The sequence below is a fragment of the Zooshikella harenae genome (assembly GCF_018837975.1).
Classification (GTDB): domain Bacteria; phylum Pseudomonadota; class Gammaproteobacteria; order Pseudomonadales; family Zooshikellaceae; genus Zooshikella; species Zooshikella harenae.
In genome coordinates this window covers 1-18,320 of the sequence record NZ_JAGSOY010000085.1, presented here as the reverse complement: position 1 = coordinate 18,320, position 18,320 = coordinate 1, and the positions used below count along the sequence as shown (strand labels likewise).

Sequence of the window (18,320 nt, the reverse complement as noted above, 5' to 3'; positions counted from 1 at the left end):
CCCTGTAAGCGGGTCCTTTATAAATCCTGTCTTGTAACAGATCGTAGCCTTGTGACGTCCATTCCTTAGCTCCTCATGGCTTTCGCCTACAATAGCGACCAGTTATTGATTGTAAGGCGAAGTCATGAAATTGGGTGCCAATCGCAGTGTATTTTTATTGGAGATCAGCGGATGCCATGCAGAATTGCTGGTGACGGAGATCAATGGTGTTGAAGGGATCTCAGACCCGTACAGTATTGAGCTTAGCTTGGTCAGTCGTCATCCAGAGCTGGGTAATTTAAACCTTATTCGTAAGCCTGCTTGTATCACCATTCGGGGCGAAGACGAGGATCGAGTTATCCATGGGCTGGTGGCTTCTTTGGTCGAAGCGAGTCCAGGTAATCGTTATACCGAATATGCTGTTAAAATCGTGCCTAAACTGTGGTTTTTGCAATACCGTGAAGACTGTCGCACTTATCAAAAGCTCACCGTGCCGGAAATTGTTGAGCAGGTTCTGGTTCGTGCTGAATTTCAAAAAGGCATCGACTTTGAGTTTCGCTTAACGGAAGACTATGAAAAAGAGACGTATATCGTCCAATTTAATGAGTCTGATCTCAATTTTGTATCCCGCCTGTTGGAAAAAGAAGGTATTTTTTATTACTTCGAACACACCGCTGACAGCCATAAATTGATCTTTGTTGACCGTAATGAAAGCCTGGAACCCATTGTGGGTGACACACTGGCCTTTCACATGAAAACCGGCATGGTGCCTGATGAAGACTGTTTGGATTCGTTAAAACAGAGTGTGAGCCGTACCATTGGTAAGGTAGTCATGCGGGACTACAATTTTCACAAACCCAGTTTAAACCTGGAAGTGGAACATACCTTAGGTGACGCCAACGCTGTAGAGAATATTTACCCTGGTGGTTATAAGACCATTGAAGCCGGTCAGCGTTATGCGCGGATTCGGTGTGAAATGCATCAAACTAAAAAGGAAATTGTCACAGCCGGTGGTACTTACCGAACGATGATTCCTGGGTATACCGCTGCAATCACTGATCATCCTGTCAAAGTCATTAATAAAGCTTACATCATCACCCAAGTCATCCATGAAGGGCGGCAACCACAAGGTTCGGATGAATATGCTGTGGGCGAGGGGGCATATTATCGTTCACGTGGCGTATTTACACCAAAAGCCACAGTGTACCGTCCTCAGCAACGACATAAAGCTCCTAAAATGCCGGGTAAACAAACGGCAGTTGTCACTGGACCCGCAGGTGAAGAAATTTATACCGATGAATATGGCCGGGTAAAGGTTCAGTTTAAATGGGATCGTGAAGGGAAGCTGGATGAAAACTCCTCGCGCTGGGTACGTGTCATGCAAACCTGGGCTGGGCCGCAATGGGGCAGTATGGTGATTCCGCGAATCGGGCAGGAAGTGACCATCGACTATTTAAATGGTGATGCGAACCACCCTGTGGTAACGGGTGTTGTTTATCATGGCAAACACCAAACGCCGTATAAATTACCTGATCATAAAACCCGCTTGGGTTTTAAAACAAATTCAACTCCAGGTGGTGGTGGTTTTAATGAATTTACGTTCGAGGATAAAAAAGACCAAGAAGTAATTATGATCACGGCAGAAAAAGACCTGGATGTTCGCATTAAAAATGATCGGCGTGAGCATGTTGTGGGCGATAATACGGTTACAATTTATCAACATGACTTCAAACATATAAAGCAAGACCAACACATTAAAGTTGATCAAAACCATGAGCGGGCAGTGAAAGGGGATTATCACGAAACCGTATTGGATACCCGTCATTTAAATGTTGATGGAGAGCACCGGATTGAAGCCAAAGATATGAACTTTAAATCCGGTGATAAAGTAGTCTTGGAATCGGATACGGAAATTACCTTTGTGGCCGGTGGTAGCTCTATCACGATTACTCAGGAAGGTGTGTTTATTGATGGTAAGACCATAAATGTACAAGGTCCATCAGGACAACCGCTACCGGTGAATATCATTACCCCTGAACGTCCTGGTCTGGCTGAGGAAGCAGATGATGGGAATCCTTTGCGGAAAGAACCTTTAAGGAAAAAATCGAAGTCATCATCAAGGAATAAAGAGCAGGAATTAACAAGCCCGATAGGGCAAATGTCAACGAATAACATTAGTGAACAATGTGCTTATGATGAGCACTTTGAAATTATCGAGCTTACTACGCAGATGCCTTTAACTGGGTTTTATTATCAGTTTACTGCTGCAGGTAAACCCGTTGAAGAAAAAACAAATCAACAAGGCTATACCAAAAAACATACTTCTAATACACCAGAAGATTTAACGCTTGATTATGTTATTCAAATGGAGCCAGTAATAAAACCATGAGTATTGCAAAATCCGTAACAAGCCCTGTTAGTAATACTAAAGGCAAAACAGTTGAATATGACTCTTTTGCAATTACCGATATACCTGCTGCAATGGATAATATGGGCTGGGTTATGGGGCCAAAGCTAATGAGGCGTTGGTTTTCTGGTAAAGCTTGGGTTATGGATAATGCCTCTAGATCTGGCAAGATTGACGCTTCTGCGTTACCAAGAGATCACAAGTGTACTGATGTAATTACCATGAAATGGGCTTTGCAATACCCACAAGTTCAAAAGGCAATGGAAGAGCTATTTTTAGGATGGAAATCCAGAGCAGGTATAAGATTGTTAGTTAGACGTCTCAAAATGTTAGGTTGGACGCCAGATGTTCCAGAGTTAATCTTAGAAAGTGAAGATAAGTCTGTGGATCAAATTCATGATAGCGCACAAGTAAACTTTAGGTATTTTGGTAAAGCTATAGACACTATAGATGACATGTATGGCGCAATAGGGAAAGGTACATTAAATATTGCTGTATCTGGTGTTGCTAAAAAGCACCTTTTTTATATAGAAAAAGTTGGGTTTTATATAAAAGATACATATGACTTTACTTTGGCTGATAAAACAATTGCAACATACTCTCCTAGTAATTTTCTTGGTGTTTGGAATAAGGAAAGGTGTTTAAATAAAGTAGAAACAACAGAGTTTTTTGGTGGCGAATACTGGTATGTTCCGGGGGTAAGTGGACCGCAACTGGGAATCCTTTCACCAATCCTATTTGAAAGCAAAAAGAAATATGCAAAGCAAGGTTTTGTTGCTGTGTTTAACCAACATTTTAATGCTTGGCGAGAAGCACGCCAAGTAGGAGGTGACTTTGTTCTATTTTCAGATGTAGCTTGGTTTGATGTACATGATCAACCAGGCTCAATAGTTAATCTTTTTGATTGTATTAGTGATTATGATGAAGAAGATTTAGAAAATACAGAGAATGATTGTCGAGATATTTTATGGTAATCATGAAAAAAATTTCTGCTTTAATAAAAAAACCACTATTTTTTATAGCTGTTTTAGTAGTGCTTTTTTATATTTTTATCAAGTGGGCTGAAAAAGGGCTGGCTGTTCGACATTCTGTTGTGATAAGCCCAAATCAAGTTTATCGGGTTGAGTCTTATACTCCTTGGTTGCTATTTGGAGATTCGCGAGAGTATACATATGTAAAGCTATATAATGACTTAACTGGAGAGTATATAGCTGATTCAGAGATAATGGGCTATTACCAAGGTGCTACTTGGTGGAATAAAAACTATATCAGTGCGGATTTTCCTGAAGATTATGGTTTTAATTTAAAGTGTTATAGAATAAAGCTGTTAGACCCTGAAGCAAATTGTTTTATAACAAAACATAAGTTTAGCTATTTGTTTGATAGATTAGACTTGCGTGGGGATTCGATTGATGAAATTCTTTTAAAAGATGAATATAAAAAGGCTGAAGATGAAAGTGAGTAACCTAAAAGCCAATATGTTATCTGCTGTCATGGTAGTAGTGGTTATTAGCCTTAGTGGATGTGATTCATCTCCTGAAATAGTAATATCAGAGCCTATTGCTAGCATTAAGTTTAAGGATGAAAACTTTAAGAAGTGTATTGAGAAGTATAATTATAAAAGAACAGAGGAAGTAACAAAAATAACATGCTGGAAACAAGGCATAAAGCATGTTGATGAGTTAAAGAAGTTTTCGTTGCTAGAAGAACTGAAGCTAACTGATAATGAAATTAAGCATGTAGATCTTTCAGGTAATGAAGTGCTAAAAGTATTTTGGGGTTCAGGTAATAAAATTGAATTTATTAACTTGAGTAAAAATACTGAGCTGGAACAGCTTTGGTTATCTAATAATAACCTAGCTGAGATTGATATATCCAAGAATATTAATCTGAAGCAACTGCTGGTAGATGGCAATAAACTTGAATCTGTCAATATTCTTAATAATAAGGATATTTATTACATTGATGCGAGTGATAATAATATAAAAGATATAGAAGTGACTAAAGAGCACTACTTTCAGTATTATGATATTTATCCTTATAAAAGTAAAAGTGATGATGATATGAGAAAGGATGCTGAGTATTTTAATATAAATATAAAGTATTAGTTATATGGTGAAAAAACTCTACATTTGGTTTTTTTAGCACTGTTAGTGCATTTATTACCTGTTATAGATTTTTTTGATAAGTATGGGTTTGAATTTTTTTGCATTGCTTTTTTCTTGTTTTTAAGCCTTTTTTGTGTGGTATTGGTTTGTCTCGTTCGTAATAGAAAAGAAAAGAGTATAGTTTTAAAGCTTTTACCTATGTTGATTATGGTTATTTTTGTTTTGAGTGCATTTGTTTTCGTTGGAGCAGGAATAATAGGGTTAATACCTCTACACCATTAGCAGTGAATAGTTAGCTGTTAATAGTGGTATACCCATCGCTGTGGGTATTATTAACATTAGGACTTTTATGCAAACTAATAAGCGCAGGTTTTTAGTTTTTCTCCTTGTTGTATGCTTTATCGCGCTCTTTATCAAATGGGCTGAGAAAGGGTTTGCTTCTTATGGTTGGGAAGATGTTAGTCAAAATGAAAGGTTTAAAGTTGAGATTTATGTAGTATCTGAGTATAGAGTCTATGCCAAGTTGTATGATAATCAAACAGGCAAACTAATAGCTGAAAGCGATATTGTTGATGATGGGGCAATGGGGGGGCGTTGATTGGTACTTTACTGAGGATGATGCTAAAGCGTATTTCAGTTTGCAACTTTTGTTTGATCTTGAAGATTACGATACAAAATACAAGAGCTTTATTAACTAGCTGCTAGCATCAGTAAGTCATAAATCACTTGGTGGTTCACAGTAAAAGGTATCTCTGTTACGAACAAAGGACTTGACCCTATATTCACTCCATATTGTTCATTATACATCAGTGATGCATAAAGTCTTGCTGTAGCAGACTAGCCTGACTAAAGTAGAGTATTAGGATATTAAGAAAGAGTCACTAGAGTGTCGCTGAATAGCAAGGGACACTATCGTGCTAACTACCTTCTGTGTTTCAAAATTGCAACAAAGTGGGGTGTTAGTCATGTTTAGGGGTTAAACTTGTTAGTCAAAAATTAATATGTTTAAAAAAATTTCCGATGGAGTGGTTCATAGTGTTCCAGAAGACTTGGAAAAAGCCCTTGCTGACGATAGAAATGCTTTGTTGATATGGGAGGACATAACACCTATCGCTCGTAATGAGTGGATTTGCTGGATTGATGATGCCAAAAAACTCGATACAAGACAGCGACGAATAGAAAGAGCGAGGAGTGAATTAAAAGAAGGGAAGCGCCGACCTTGCTGCTGGCCTGGGTGTCCTCATCGAAAGAAAGATGGGATTAATAAATTCACTAAAAAGCAATACTGAAAAAATACAGCTACCAAATCATTTTACTGAAGAACATATCGTTTAAAGGGAATTTAAGGAAGAGAAAAACTATGGCATGGAAAAGGTTTGGATATATATGCCGAAAAGCAAGTGTTGATTATAAAGAACAGGAGAAAATTTCGACTTGCTTAAGCCGAATTGAAAGTGAAAAATCATGTGACTTATATGGTAGTAAAATAAGAATTGATAGTTGGCCTAGAAAAATATTGGATGAGATTGGTAACATCCAAGATAAGCAAAAAGCTCTAGATATAATAGAAATTTATAAAGGTTTGAACCTTGTTAATCAGTTTGAATTGCCGATGAGATTTAAGCGAGTTATCGGCTATCTTGGTTTTGTTACATTCTTTTTTTGTATTTTGGTTGGAATCTACCAACTTAAAGTTGCTCCGTCTTTTTTAGAAGTGTTTGAGAACTTTAAGATATCAATTCCTAGTCATTTGTTGTTTTATCAAGAGTACTGGAAACACGTTGTTTTAGTTATTTCAGTAATGTTGGTTTTTTCATTTGTAATTGCCTTTAAAATGAAAAAACTGTTTGTGTTTACTGTCGGGATTGAGAATAGTTTTATAGTAAAATTTTTAATGTTTCGAAGTGTAAGAGAGTCTTATCAAAGGATTATTGAAATATTACGGTTTCCAATACTTTTCTTTAGTGGGGCAAAAAAAGAGAGTGATGATCAAATTGTTTCTCACCTTCAGTCGATTAATAAGTCAAAAATGTGTATCTCAAAAGAAATGCAAGAATTAATTGAAATAGAAATGCAATCTATTTTGGAGAATTGTGAGAGGCAAATGAAATTAATGTCTACCGTAGTAGCACTGGTAGTTGTGGTTGCGATATTCTTTTTCTTAGTCAGTGCCTATTCACCTTTATCTATTCTTGGAGATATACTATGAAATATACTACAGGATTTACGTTAATAGAATTAATGATTGTTGTGTCAATAATTGGAATATTAGCATCTGTGGCTTTACCTGCATATCAAGTGTATGTTCAAAGAAGTGAGGTAGTAGAAGCTTTGAGTATGGCAGGCACGATAAGAGAAAATATAACCCGCTATTATGTTGAGCATCTGGAATTTCCCTTAAATAATGAAATGGCTGGGATTCCTAAGCCAAATTATATAATTGGTAATCGAATTACTGGCGTTGTTGTAGAGTCTGGCGCCATACATGTAACGTTGGGTAATAAAGCATCAAAACCACTTCAAGGGAAGGTTTTATCTTTTAGACCTGCAGTCGTTAAGGAAAGTCCAAAGAGTCCAATTGCTTGGCTATGTGGGTATGATGAAGCTGTAACTGGCATGGAAGCCATCGGGAACAATAAGACAGACTTAGCAAAAGAATTTTTGCCATCAGTATGTCGTGGTAAATACTAAAGTTATATGCTGTTGCACTTGTACAGATAGAAGCTTATTAAATTTTTTTAATAAAATGACTTAACCCTTTACCTATCTAATAATATGTTAGTGTTTTTTAAATAGAGTGTTATGTAGTCTAGTATTTTTTGCTTCTGCTGGAAGTTGAGATAAAATATGGAATCCCTAAAAATAAAACAGCATATTTAGTATATGCTAATACTGAAAAAATGGTTTGAGTCTCAATCATAATTGCTAAAACCGTCTGTGTGTAAATAAGGTTGCTTATACCCCATATAGGCAATAATAAAAAGATAATGAGTAGTAAAATAGGCGATGTTTTTTCCGTGAAAGGATTTTATAAGATATAATAATCGAAAATGGTATGGTTATAATATAAAGCTTGCTTATCCAAAATGCGGCAATAAGACCAATTACCCCTTCATTTTTAATGGTTGTAAAGAAAATGTCAACTGTGGAAACAATTGCAAGCAAAATATAAATGGTTGCACCAATGAAGGCTGTTTTTTCTTGTTTGTTCATTGTGTTATAACTTAAATTTTTTCTAGTTTTTTGATATGCAAAGATATTGTCTGAGTTTGATAAGAAAATCCTAATGTTAATTGTAGCTGAAATTTGGTATTGTTTGGCTTAGATAAAAGTCAGATGTTGAATGAATATGAAAGAATACCTTGATTTGACTAAGCTTACCTTGAATAGTATTTCAATTGAAGCTGGTAGGCCTATTGATGACAAAGTGTACCTTGGTTCATTAGGAAGTGCTAAGAAAACAGATTGTCTTTTTGATGTTTATAACAATAAAAAGCTCTTGGCGTACGCAACACTTAAAGATCTTGGTGAAGGCAGATGGTTTGTTTTGATGTTTGTAATACACCCAAGTTGTAGACATAAAAAAGTATTTATTGAGCTTTTTTATAAGATAATTAAGCATTTAATAAGCGTAAAAGCAAAGATTCTTGTCAGTAATGTTTTTAAAGTGAATAAGCGTTCGGTAGTCTTTCATAAAAAGTTAGGTTTTAAAGTGACGAGAGAAGCTGATATTGGTTATGAGTATACTCTGGCTTTAGATAATTTAGATAATTTAGATACAAGTAAATGGTGGTATTGGGCTCGTAAATTTCCTGCTAAGAAAACTTAGCTTTGAGTTATTCATTGTTGATCCAAAGGCATTAGTCACAAACTTTTTTCTGGTAGTTATCTCTTTCAGTGGCCTTGTGATACTTTTGTCGATACGCTTGAAGTTAAAGGTTTACAAATATGCAGTAAGCATGCTTTGTTTGCATATCGATAAAAACATAAAACAATTATTTCCTTGCGAAAAAAATTAAACTATAGCTAATATCAAGAATTATTCATTGAGGAGGGAAAATGTACACCATTATTGAGGAAGTTATTGATGTCGAAAACTTTCTTCGGTTGAGAATAATTACAGGCTTAACGCCCAGAACAAAAGACGCTGCCGTAAAAGCGCTACCAAATAGTATTTATGGTGTTCATATTCTGTGTAATGGAAAACCTATTGCTATGGGGCGTATTGTGGGAGATGGTGCTCTAAACCTTGAGATAGTGGATGTTGCCGTTGATCCAGAACATCAAGGTAAAGGTTTAGGGCGAAAAATAATGGAACATATTATGAACTACCTTGATAAATCAGTTCCAAAAGGCGCATATATCACACTAATGGCAGATGTACCTGAGCTTTATCAAAAGTTTGGATTTAAATTTAGCAGGCCTGAGAGTGAAGGCATGTATATTCACAAATAATTCGACTACTCATGTGAGTGGTAGTCGAATTATTTGTGAATAAAGTTACGATGTATGACAGAGTGATTTTGTATGCATGGATAAGAAGATATTATGCATCAGCACCTCCTCCAAGTACTTTAAATAACGTCACTCGATTACTGTACTCTGTTAGTTGTAATAAAATGAGTGATTTTTGAGCACTATACAATTCTCGTTGTGAATCTAAGGCATCAAGATAGCTATCTAAACCATTGCGATAACGTGAAGTGGATAAGCTAAAACTACTTGAATTTGCTTTGACTAATGCTTTTTGGGCTTTCATTTGTGCATCTAATGAAGCACGTATCGTTAGCACATCTGCAACTTCTTTAAATGCTGTTTGGATAGTTTGCTCATACTCTGCAACAGCAATATCTCGTTTAATTTTAGATTCTTTTAGAGAAGCTTTTAAACTCCCCGCATTGAAAATAGGAAGACTAATGCTGGGTGTGAAAGACCAGGTCCTATTGTTGCTGTTGAATAAGTCATTTAACTGATTACTGCTTTGGCCCGCAGAGGCTGTTAGTGAAATACTTGGAAAAAAAGCGGCGCGTGCTGCGCCAATATTCGCATTAGCTGCTTTTAAACTATGCTCGGCTGCAAGCACATCCGGTCGTTTCAATAGCACATTGGAGTTTAGGTTTGCAGGAATTGGCGCTAACGCAATAGGTTTATTAAGTTGAGTAGATGGTAGAAGGGTGTCTTCAATTCTACTACCTACTAATAATTCCAGCGCATTTCGATCTTGTGCTACTTGAGACTGATAAGCCACAACATCAACACGAGCACTTTCAACACTGGATTGTACTTGAGTTAAATCCAGTTTTGAGGCTACGCCTTGGTTATACATTTTCTGCGTCAGTTTAAGTGTAGATAATTGACTGTTCAGCGTCTGTTGAGCCAGTGCTTGTAGTTTTAAGTTTGTTGCCAGTGTTAGCCAACTGTTTGCGACTTCGGCAATTAAACTTATGCGGGTGCTGCGCTGAGTCTCCACGGTAGACAAAAATGACTGTAAAGCTTCATCTTCTAAGCTACGGATGCGTCCAAACAGGTCTAATTCATAACTGCTAAAGCCTACCCCTGCTTCATATTGATGACTGATTGTTGCACTGCCACTGTTATTAGAGGCAGGTGTACGTGATGCCGTTTTGTTACCACTGATTGATATGGATGGCCATAAATCAGCTTGTTGAATGCCGTACTGAGCACGGGCCTGCTCAATATTGAGTAGTGCAATGCGAAGGTCACGGTTATTTTCAAGTGCCAGGGAAACTACCTGGCGTAATTTGGGGTTTTGAAAATGATTCTGCCAATTAATCGAAGCAACATCGTTATGTTTCGTGGTAACGCCAGACCCTTGTTGTGCTGCCTTAGTATCACGCCATTCAGTTGTTACTGGAGACTCTGGGCGTTGATAGTCTGGCGCGAGGCTAATACACCCCGCTAAGGTTAAGGTTGGTAACATGCTACAGACTTTATATAGAGGTCTCATACTTCAGCCTCCGGAGTATAAACTGCTTCATTCTTAGGCTTTCTGGCAAATAGAGAGCGAATAACCATGTAAAACAGGGGAACAAAGAAAATACCTAACAGCGTGGAAAATAGTGTTCCACCCAACACCCCTGTACCTAAGGCATGACGACCACCTGAGCCAGCGCCTGTGCTGATGACCATGGGTAGTACACCCAGTAGGAAGGCCAAAGAGGTCATGATAATGGGACGAAGTCGCTGATGAGCAGCTTGCAGGACAGCAGAGAGTAATGACTCACCTTTTTCCTCAAGGTCTTTGGCAAACTCAACAATCAAAATACCGTTTTTCGCGGCTAAGCCCATGGTGGCTAACAGCCCAACCTGGAAGTAAATATCGTTGGATAAATCACGTAACCACGTGGCCAGTAGGGCACCCACAATACCTACAGGTACAGCCATAATGACAGAAACAGGAATTGACCAGCTTTCGTACAGTGCCGCTAGGCACAGGAATACAAATACCAGGGATACAGCGTAGAGCAGCCAGGTTTGTGAGCCAGCAGCTTGCTCCTGATAAGACATATCAGACCAGGAGTAACTGATGCCATCAGGCAACTGGCTGACTAAGCTGGCAATCTCATTCATGGCCACACCAGAACTGACACCCGCGGCTGCACTTCCTGTTATTTCCATGGATTCGGTGCCATTGAACCGGCTCAGAACTTGCGGTTTATAGCTCCACTTGCCATTGGAGAAAACTGAAAAGGGCACCATTTCGCTTTTATTATTACGGACATACCAACGCTTTATATCTTGTGGCAGCATTCGCGCAGATGCATCACCCTGCACATACACTTTTTTCACCCGGCTTTTATTGATGAAGTCATTGACGTATTGGCTGCCTAATACGGTAGATAATGTGTCATTAATATCGGAGGATGACAGGCCAAGTGCACCTGCTTTCTGGTCATTAATATCAACTTGGTAAACGGGGGCATCATTCAGTCCGCTATAACGAACGGATGTGAGCATGTTATTTTTAGCAGCTAATTCAAGAATCTGGTTTTTGGCTTCAACCAGGGTTTCATGCCCATTACCACCAAGATCTTGTAGCTGCAGGGTGAAACCAGAGCTGGTGCCTAGGCCCGCAATAGCAGGTGGGGGAACAGCAAAGACTTGAGCATCTTTAATCGTTGCCATCATTTTTTGGGTAATACGGCCTGCAATCTCTTGTGCAGAGGCTTCCCGTTCACTCCAGTCTTTAAGTTTGATAAATCCCATCCCAGAGTTTTGGCTGCTACCAGCCATACTGAAGCCTGCGACATTGAATATCCCTTCCACTTCAGGTTGTTGGAGTACATATTCAGCGACTTTATCCATACTTTGCTGTGTACGCTGCTGTGTAGCGCCAACTGGAGCATTGTACATAACCATCAACATGCCCTGATCTTCCTCAGGAATAAATGAGGTGGGTAGTCGCATGAACAGCAGGCTCATGACGCCAATGATGGCAAAGTAGAACAGCATGCTGGTTTTAGGATGGTTTACCACATGTTTAACGCCATTGCGGTAACGGTTTGCACTACGGTTAAAGGTATTATTGAACCAAGAAAAAAAGCGCCCTAATGGACCTTTAGATGAGGTATGTTCACCTTTTTTAATGGGCTTTAATAGCGTGGCACACAGAGCCGGACTTAGGGTTAAGGCCACCACAACAGACAGCATCATAGAAGCCGCAATAGTGACGGAAAACTGTCGATAGATAGCACCCGTTGATCCTTCAAAAAAGGCCATAGGGATAAATACCGCAGTTAATACCATGGCAATCCCGATTAAGGCACCTGTTATCTGGCCCATGGATTTACGGGTAGCATCACGGGGGGAAAGACCTTCTTCTGACATCACCCGCTCGACGTTTTCCACGACTACAATGGCATCATCCACCAGCAGACCAATGGCGAGTACCATACTGAACATTGTCAGGGTATTGATGGAGTATCCGAGTAGCGCTAATACGCCAAATGTACCCAGAAGTACGACAGGGACGGCAATAGCTGGAATCAGTGTGGCCCGCCAGTTCTGTAGGAACAGGAACATGATTAATATGACAAGGCCGATAGCCTCAAGCAGTGTTTGTACAACCTCTTCGATAGAAATTTTTACAAAAGGGGTGGTGTCATAAGCAATGGTATAGCTCAGGCTTTCAGGAAAGTAAGGCTCTAAAGTCTTAAATTTGGCTTTGACTGCTTCAGCAACATCCAGGGCATTAGCCCCTGTTGCGAGTTCTAAGCCCATACCTGCTGCAGGCTTACCATTAAACTTAGCGGATGAACTATAGCTTTCTGCACCTAGCTCAATATTGGCGACATCACGTAAATATACTGTGGCACCATTGGTCTCAGACTTAAGCACAATGGCTTCAAACTGGTTTACTGTTTGTAACTTACTTCGGGAGGTAACGGTGGCATTAAGCTGCTGACCATTCACATTGGGTAAATCGCCTAATGCACCAGAGCTAACATCAGTGTTTTGCTCTGAAATAGCTTGGGTAACATCCGAAGGCATCAGCTCATATTTGCGCATTTTTTCTGGATCAAGCCAGATACGCATGGCATATTCAGAGCCAAATACATTGACACTGCCCACGCCACTGACACGACTTATGGAGTCTTGCATGCTGGATACCATATAGTCCGCAATGTCAGTGTCACTCATACTGCCATCTTCAGAAGTGAATGCCAGGACCATAAACATACTGCCACCACCGGATTTGGACACGGTGACCCCCGTATTTTTAACCGCGTCTGGTAGCATGGATTCAGCTTGGGATACTTTATTCTGCACCTGGACTTGTGCAGTATCGGCATCAGTACCCGCAGCAAACGTTAAGGTGATACTTGCACTACCTGACGAGCTGCTTGACGATGACATGTAAAGCAGGTTATCCAGCCCTGTCATCTGCTGCTCAAGGATTTGTGTAACAGAGTTTTGTACGGTTTCCGCTGAAGCACCTGTATAAGTTGCGCTTACAGAAATAGTGGGCGGTGCGATATCCGGGTATTGCTTGAGCGGTAAACTAAAGATAGATAACATGCCGCCTAGCATGATGGTAATGGCGATCACCCAGGCGAATATCGGTCGGTCAATAAAAAATCGAGCCATGAATACTACTCCTAATTCGCTAGCTGATCGTCTTTGGCTGAATTTTCTGTGGATGTACTTTCTGCCACAGCAATATCATCCTGCTCAAACGTCACAGTTTTAACGGTTTGGCCAGTTCTAATTTTCTGTATCCCTTCGACAATGACACGCTCACCCGCTTTTAAGCCTGAACTGACCAGCCATTGGTCTTTAATCGCTTTACTTGTAGTAATAACGCGTTGTTTTACAGTGTTGTCATCTGCCACCACCCATACCGTAGCTTCACCTTTTGAGTTACGTGAAACAGCTTGTTGGGGGATTAATAGCGCTTGCTCATTAATACCCACATACAAAATGGCATTAACATACATTCCAGAAAGTAATCGGTATTTGGGGTTATTAAAAATAGCGCGTAATTCTACAGTGCCTGTTGTTTCATCAACGGCATTACCTATAAATTCCAACGAGCCTTCTTCGCTGTAATCAGAGCCATCTTCTAGCGTTAACTTAACTTTAACTTTGCCATCTTGTTTTTTTAGTTTGCCTGAATCCAGCTGATGCTGAAGTTTAAGGCCATCTACACTGGCATAACTGAGGTCGACATTGATGGGGTCTAATTGATTAATAGTGGTGAGTGCTCCTGTTTGGTCTGCTGTTACTAAAGCACCAGGGGTTGCTGTGGACTTACCAATACGACCTGAAATAGGTGCTTTAATTTGTGCATATTCCAGGTTGATTTTGGCACTTTGCAGTTTCGCTTCTGCTGCTATTACTGCCGCTTCGGCTTCTCTCAGCTTAGCAACGGCTTCATCTTTATCTTGTTTACTGACAGCACCTTGTTTGACCAGCCTTTGGTAGCGCTCTGCTTTGGGCTGTGCCGCTTGGACTGAAGCTTTAGCCTGAGTCAGCTCTGCTTTGGCGTTATCATAGCTTGCTTGATAGGACGCTGGATCAATTTGATAAAGCACTTGGCCTGCTTCAACTGCTTGTCCTTCAGTAAACAGGCGTTTTTGTAAAATACCACTGACTTGTGGGCGGACATCTGAGGTTTGATAAGCCTGAGTGCGTCCTGGCAATTCAACCGTGACAGGGAGTGCTTGGGCTTTTAGTGTCACCACACTAACTTCTGAGGTTGGCATGGCGCCAGGTCCAGCACCAGGACCTGCAGCAGGTGCTGAATCCTGTTCTGAACAGCCGCTTAAAGCAAGCATCAACAGCGGTATAAGAAACAGTTGCCGGCTAATCCCGGAGTAGGTACTGACGTTAAGTGACATGGGCAAAATCTTCTCTGACTAGACTAAAACGCTGCCAGGTTGATTAATCAGCACTGGTGTTGAGCTGCTTCACCAACTTAGACATGACTACCATCGCAAGCCATGAGCCGAAATGGCATGGTCACGAGTTTACGTTAGCAATGTACAGATGGGTGGGTTAATAGAAGGTTAACTGGTTGGATAAATGTTTGATGAGTGAATTAAGCTTGCTTGGGGTCTGGGAAAACTAATGTTACGAAATGGCCATTTGCCTGCTGTTCATTTCGATAGTACCAATCCAAGCGTTGGCACAATCGCTCTGTTAATTGTAGGCCTAAGCCAAACCCAAGATCCTCTTTTTCTGAGGAAGGAAGTTGCTGGTTAATGATTTGTACAGTGTTTTGCTGCTGAATAATGCTAACGCTACCCTCCCAAGTGTGCTGGAAGGCATTACGAATTAAATTTCCCAGGACAATGCGCGCTGCAGCTTCTGGTAAATAAAGGGTATAGGGTTGTGTTTTCACATTTAGCGAGATGTGTTTTGACGCTAACAGGTAGCGCATATCATCCACCAGATGTTGTATAACTACATTGAGCTGACATTCTGTCATAGGCAGGCTTTCTGCCCGGTCGTGATGTAGCCATAGCAGTGTTTCTGTCAGATGCTTCATCGTCAGGCTGGCACGATCAATACGATCAATAGCAGCTTGGCTGTGATGCTGATTTTGTTGTGCATCCAGTTTTTTTAACAGTTCCACGTTACTGCGAATGGTGGTAATGGGGGTGCGTAATTCATGGCTGGTATGACGAAGAAAACGCTGCTCTCGTTCTGTAGTCTCTTGAACAGATTTCAGGTTACTGCGAATCAACTCGGCAAATGCGTTAAGTTCTGGGTAATTAAAATTAGGTGTGGGTTGATGAAGCTTGTCAGAGGCAAGGGTTCGGGCCCACTCTCCCAGGCGAGTAATAGGACGGCCTAAACGCCAGCTGAGTAACAGAATGATGACGGCTAAAGACAAAGCACTCAGCATACTAATCATGATCAGGGTTCGGAAATCACTGGAAATGTTTTGCAGTGTTAGGGCTGAGGCTGTACTACGAGAAATACTGTAGGCAACATAAACTTTTTGGTTTTGAATAATGGCATGAAATAAAAACTTTACCTTGGGTGGGCTTTCTTCAGGTAAATGGGCTTTAAACAGTTTGTTAGGAATAATTTCAGACTGCTTAAAGAGACTTTTTACCTCCTTGGGTAACGCTGACCACTGTGAGGTAACTACATAGTCGTAGTATTGTTTTGGGCTTTTTGAGCTGTCATTCGCGGCTTGCTTTAGGTAATGATGAGCGACCTGCTCCATGTTACTGGTAACAATATTATCCATACCTTGAATTAAGTAATGGGCAGTCAAAAAGGAATAGCCCACAACTAGAATTAACCCTTGCACCAAGAAGGCAATTACCACGAGCCACTTTAAGCTGAGCCCGCGCTTCATTGTTTCTCCTTATGCTCATTACTCGCTTTAATGGCAAATCCTTGTCGGGCAATGGTATGAAGTAAAGGGGTATCGAAAGGCATATCAATGGCTTTGCGTAAATGAAATAAGTGGACTTTTAGGCTATTACTGTCGGGTATTTCATCACCCCACAATGCCTGTTCCAATTGTTTTCGTGAAACCACTGAAGGCGATGCGCGTAATAAGGTTTCAAGTAAGGTCCATCCAGTAGGTGAGAGCTTAATCTGTTGTCCTTGGCGTGTTAATGTCTTATTGGTGAGATCCATACTTAAATCTCCACAACTCAGTTTACGCACTTGTCCACTACGTCGCTTAGCAAGTGCACGAACACGAGCCACAAGCTCCTGCATTTCAAAAGGTTTAACCAGGTAATCATCAGTACCCGCATCGAAGCCGAGTAGCTTATCGTTGATTTGATCACGAGCGGTTAACATCAATACTGGCGTATCATCTCCTGCTGTTCGTAGCCGCTGGCAGACAGATAGGCCATCGAGTCGGGGAAGATTCAAGTCTAGTAATAAGGCGTCATAATGATGCTGCGACATCAGTTCCAGGCCTGCTACGCCATTACTGGCGTAATCACAGCTAATGTCTTCTAATGCTAAATACTGAATCAGGGTATCGGCTAAATCCCGATCATCTTCCACCAATAATACCGTTAACATGTGATTTTGACTTTCTCTTGAGTCGGCGTTACAGAAGCTGAAGCTAACTGAATCTGTTCAGCTCTCATTGATAAAGGGTATATGATCTTAAAACGTCGTACCATAACCTTTGAGAGGTTCACTATGATCGTTATATACCCTTCACGAATCATTTTTAGAGTAGTGAAGGTTTAAAGTGCTGTTAATATCCAGTGCACTTTAAAAGGAGGATGGTTAACAAAAGGTTAATAAAAGTCTGGCTTTGGTAATTCCGTGCTAGGCTGTGTTTTAAAAATCCTTGGTGGTTTATTTTATATAAAGCGGTAATGTGATTGCTGATCTATTTAAGTTTTATAAATTAAGCTTTACAAAAAAATTACTCAACAATGAGGACCTGTTCAGCTAGCTCACCTTTTAAACAGCGTGGAATATTTACAGGATCATTACTCACGGCATGATAATGATAAATTCCCCAAGGATAATGTAGGGTTGAAGCAACATGACCACTGCACTGATCCAGATTATCGGGGACTTTACCAAATAAATCCGTGGATCCATAAATGGGGAACCCATCCATAGCATAGCCAATAAGTTCGCTATCAAATTTTTGGTATATAGCCTCACATTTCACTGCAATAATGTTGTTTTTTCTTAATTTAGCATTAATCGTTTCAGGAAAAATATGAGAGTGGTAAAAGCCTTCATTAATATGTCCCCCACAAGGATCAAGTGCAGGTAAACCTGAAGGTGCGTTTGGTATACCATTAATGACGGATGGAGGGGTACCGTTAATAGGTACACCATTAAATGACAGACCTACAATATTGACAGCGCCTTCCATTGAGTTAGGTTCGGCGGCAAAACGGGGCAGGGCAGGTATAAAGTAATGCAGTTTTAAACTTAAGTCTTTGATGGCTTCAATACAGTAAGCATAATCTGACTTTAAAGGCTTATCACGAGTGTCTATCAGTCGATATCGAATATTTCCATCCTCATCAATAATATCGAAGCCATCTTTCTCCATATCTTCAAATAAGGCTCGATCTAATAGACGTAAGCCTGGATTTGTGGGGCCATCATAGGGATGCCGCCGACTTCATTAATTGTTTTGGGGCAGTAGGGACCGTCTTCAATCGGCGTACTTTTAACGCTAAGTTTAAAACAAAGACTTTTCACTTTATTCTGTAGTGTGCAGTGGGTGAGTTTGATATCAGAGAGAAAATTCTGACTATCATAAAATGCGGGATTCAATATAAATAAATTTGGCTGACTGTAAGCAAATATCTTGAATGAATAGCAGGAAAAACAAAAAGCTAGGGTAATAAATA

17 protein-coding genes and 1 pseudogene are annotated in these 18,320 nt (G+C 40.1%); 10 read left to right on the top strand and 8 right to left on the bottom strand.

All coding sequences use genetic code 11. The features are described 5' to 3' along the window. Window positions 1-124: 124 nt before the first annotated feature. From KCG35_RS20955 to KCG35_RS20920, 8 genes are all read left to right on the top strand, one after another. Window positions 125-2,368: a type VI secretion system Vgr family protein gene (locus tag KCG35_RS20955; protein WP_215821818.1), complete on the top strand. Its 2,244-nt coding sequence runs from the start codon at window positions 125-127 to the stop codon at window positions 2,366-2,368. Next, window positions 2,365-3,360, top strand: a complete 996-nt coding sequence (locus KCG35_RS20950) for a DUF6402 family protein (protein ID WP_215821817.1) — start codon at window positions 2,365-2,367, stop codon at window positions 3,358-3,360. The genes KCG35_RS20955 and KCG35_RS20950 overlap by 4 nt, the downstream gene beginning before the upstream one ends. A gap of 2 nt (window positions 3,361-3,362) precedes the next feature. Further along, window positions 3,363-3,851, top strand: coding sequence for a hypothetical protein (locus KCG35_RS20945; protein WP_215821816.1), 489 nt, complete (start codon window positions 3,363-3,365; stop codon window positions 3,849-3,851). Continuing rightward, complete coding sequence (locus tag KCG35_RS20940; protein WP_215821815.1) at window positions 3,838-4,494, top strand: leucine-rich repeat domain-containing protein; 657 nt, start codon at window positions 3,838-3,840, stop codon at window positions 4,492-4,494. The genes KCG35_RS20945 and KCG35_RS20940 overlap by 14 nt, the downstream gene beginning before the upstream one ends. A 349-nt stretch (window positions 4,495-4,843) precedes the next feature. Next, on the top strand, window positions 4,844-5,092 hold the full coding sequence (locus KCG35_RS20935; RefSeq protein WP_215821814.1) for a hypothetical protein: 249 nt from the start codon (window positions 4,844-4,846) through the stop codon (window positions 5,090-5,092). A 403-nt stretch (window positions 5,093-5,495) separates the two neighbouring features. After that, window positions 5,496-5,783, top strand: coding sequence for a YdeI/OmpD-associated family protein (locus KCG35_RS20930; RefSeq protein ID WP_215821813.1), 288 nt, complete (start codon window positions 5,496-5,498; stop codon window positions 5,781-5,783). A gap of 71 nt (window positions 5,784-5,854) precedes the next feature. Further along, on the top strand, window positions 5,855-6,703 hold the full coding sequence (locus tag KCG35_RS20925) for a hypothetical protein (protein ID WP_215821812.1): 849 nt from the start codon (window positions 5,855-5,857) through the stop codon (window positions 6,701-6,703). Then, entirely contained in the window at window positions 6,700-7,185 is a 486-nt protein-coding gene (locus KCG35_RS20920) for a pilin (protein WP_215821811.1), read from the top strand. Before KCG35_RS20925 ends, KCG35_RS20920 begins: the two co-directional genes overlap by 4 nt. Window positions 7,186-7,449: 264 nt before the next feature. Here KCG35_RS20920 and KCG35_RS20915 read toward each other — a convergent pair whose 3' ends face one another. Next, window positions 7,450-7,707 (bottom strand): hypothetical protein, encoded by a 258-nt coding sequence (locus KCG35_RS20915; protein ID WP_215821810.1) that lies wholly within the window; start codon window positions 7,705-7,707, stop codon window positions 7,450-7,452. A 130-nt stretch (window positions 7,708-7,837) separates the two neighbouring features. Between KCG35_RS20915 and KCG35_RS20910 the strand changes: the two genes are divergently transcribed. Further along, on the top strand, window positions 7,838-8,323 hold the full coding sequence (locus KCG35_RS20910) for a GNAT family N-acetyltransferase (protein WP_215821809.1): 486 nt from the start codon (window positions 7,838-7,840) through the stop codon (window positions 8,321-8,323). Window positions 8,324-8,553: 230 nt separating this feature from the next. After that, window positions 8,554-8,949 carry a GNAT family N-acetyltransferase gene (locus KCG35_RS20905; protein WP_215821808.1) on the top strand — a complete coding sequence of 132 codons (396 nt, stop codon included), beginning with the start codon at window positions 8,554-8,556 and terminating at the stop codon, window positions 8,947-8,949. 91 nt (window positions 8,950-9,040) lie between these two features. Here KCG35_RS20905 and KCG35_RS20900 read toward each other — a convergent pair whose 3' ends face one another. The 7 genes and pseudogenes from KCG35_RS20900 to KCG35_RS20870 form a co-directional block, all read right to left on the bottom strand. Continuing rightward, window positions 9,041-10,435: an efflux transporter outer membrane subunit gene (locus KCG35_RS20900; protein ID WP_230409302.1), complete on the bottom strand. Its 1,395-nt coding sequence runs from the start codon at window positions 10,433-10,435 to the stop codon at window positions 9,041-9,043. A 23-nt stretch (window positions 10,436-10,458) separates the two neighbouring features. Then, window positions 10,459-13,602 carry an efflux RND transporter permease subunit gene (locus tag KCG35_RS20895; protein WP_215821806.1) on the bottom strand — a complete coding sequence of 1,048 codons (3,144 nt, stop codon included), beginning with the start codon at window positions 13,600-13,602 and terminating at the stop codon, window positions 10,459-10,461. 11 nt (window positions 13,603-13,613) lie between these two features. Beyond that, the gene (locus tag KCG35_RS20890) at window positions 13,614-14,855 is read right to left on the bottom strand and encodes an efflux RND transporter periplasmic adaptor subunit (protein ID WP_215821805.1); all 1,242 of its coding nucleotides are present in this window, start codon (window positions 14,853-14,855) and stop codon (window positions 13,614-13,616) included. Window positions 14,856-15,055: 200 nt separating this feature from the next. After that, the gene (locus KCG35_RS20885) at window positions 15,056-16,327 is read right to left on the bottom strand and encodes a sensor histidine kinase (protein ID WP_215821804.1); all 1,272 of its coding nucleotides are present in this window, start codon (window positions 16,325-16,327) and stop codon (window positions 15,056-15,058) included. Next, complete coding sequence (locus tag KCG35_RS20880; protein WP_215821803.1) at window positions 16,324-17,013, bottom strand: response regulator transcription factor; 690 nt, start codon at window positions 17,011-17,013, stop codon at window positions 16,324-16,326. The genes KCG35_RS20885 and KCG35_RS20880 overlap by 4 nt, the downstream gene beginning before the upstream one ends. A 355-nt stretch (window positions 17,014-17,368) precedes the next feature. Continuing rightward, window positions 17,369-18,016, bottom strand: coding sequence for a YHYH protein (locus KCG35_RS20875; RefSeq protein WP_215821802.1), 648 nt, complete (start codon window positions 18,014-18,016; stop codon window positions 17,369-17,371). Window positions 18,017-18,036: 20 nt separating this feature from the next. Next, a pseudogene (locus tag KCG35_RS20870) lies at window positions 18,037-18,320 on the bottom strand (hypothetical protein); the annotation flags it as partial.

Coding starts and splice junctions, on each gene's coding strand:
- KCG35_RS20955 (WP_215821818.1), top strand. CDS start 125: ATGAAATTGGGTGCCAATCGCAGTGTATTTTTATTGGAGATCAGCGGA.
- KCG35_RS20950 (WP_215821817.1), top strand. CDS start 2,365: ATGAGTATTGCAAAATCCGTAACAAGCCCTGTTAGTAATACTAAAGGC.
- KCG35_RS20945 (WP_215821816.1), top strand. CDS start 3,363: ATGAAAAAAATTTCTGCTTTAATAAAAAAACCACTATTTTTTATAGCT.
- KCG35_RS20940 (WP_215821815.1), top strand. CDS start 3,838: ATGAAAGTGAGTAACCTAAAAGCCAATATGTTATCTGCTGTCATGGTA.
- KCG35_RS20935 (WP_215821814.1), top strand. CDS start 4,844: ATGCAAACTAATAAGCGCAGGTTTTTAGTTTTTCTCCTTGTTGTATGC.
- KCG35_RS20930 (WP_215821813.1), top strand. CDS start 5,496: ATGTTTAAAAAAATTTCCGATGGAGTGGTTCATAGTGTTCCAGAAGAC.
- KCG35_RS20925 (WP_215821812.1), top strand. CDS start 5,855: ATGGCATGGAAAAGGTTTGGATATATATGCCGAAAAGCAAGTGTTGAT.
- KCG35_RS20920 (WP_215821811.1), top strand. CDS start 6,700: ATGAAATATACTACAGGATTTACGTTAATAGAATTAATGATTGTTGTG.
- KCG35_RS20915 (WP_215821810.1), bottom strand. CDS start 7,707: ATGAACAAACAAGAAAAAACAGCCTTCATTGGTGCAACCATTTATATT.
- KCG35_RS20910 (WP_215821809.1), top strand. CDS start 7,838: ATGAATATGAAAGAATACCTTGATTTGACTAAGCTTACCTTGAATAGT.
- KCG35_RS20905 (WP_215821808.1), top strand. CDS start 8,554: ATGTACACCATTATTGAGGAAGTTATTGATGTCGAAAACTTTCTTCGG.
- KCG35_RS20900 (WP_230409302.1), bottom strand. CDS start 10,435: ATGTTACCAACCTTAACCTTAGCGGGGTGTATTAGCCTCGCGCCAGAC.
- KCG35_RS20895 (WP_215821806.1), bottom strand. CDS start 13,602: ATGGCTCGATTTTTTATTGACCGACCGATATTCGCCTGGGTGATCGCC.
- KCG35_RS20890 (WP_215821805.1), bottom strand. CDS start 14,855: ATGTCACTTAACGTCAGTACCTACTCCGGGATTAGCCGGCAACTGTTT.
- KCG35_RS20885 (WP_215821804.1), bottom strand. CDS start 16,327: ATGAAGCGCGGGCTCAGCTTAAAGTGGCTCGTGGTAATTGCCTTCTTG.
- KCG35_RS20880 (WP_215821803.1), bottom strand. CDS start 17,013: ATGTTAACGGTATTATTGGTGGAAGATGATCGGGATTTAGCCGATACC.
- KCG35_RS20875 (WP_215821802.1), bottom strand. CDS start 18,016: ATGGAGAAAGATGGCTTCGATATTATTGATGAGGATGGAAATATTCGA.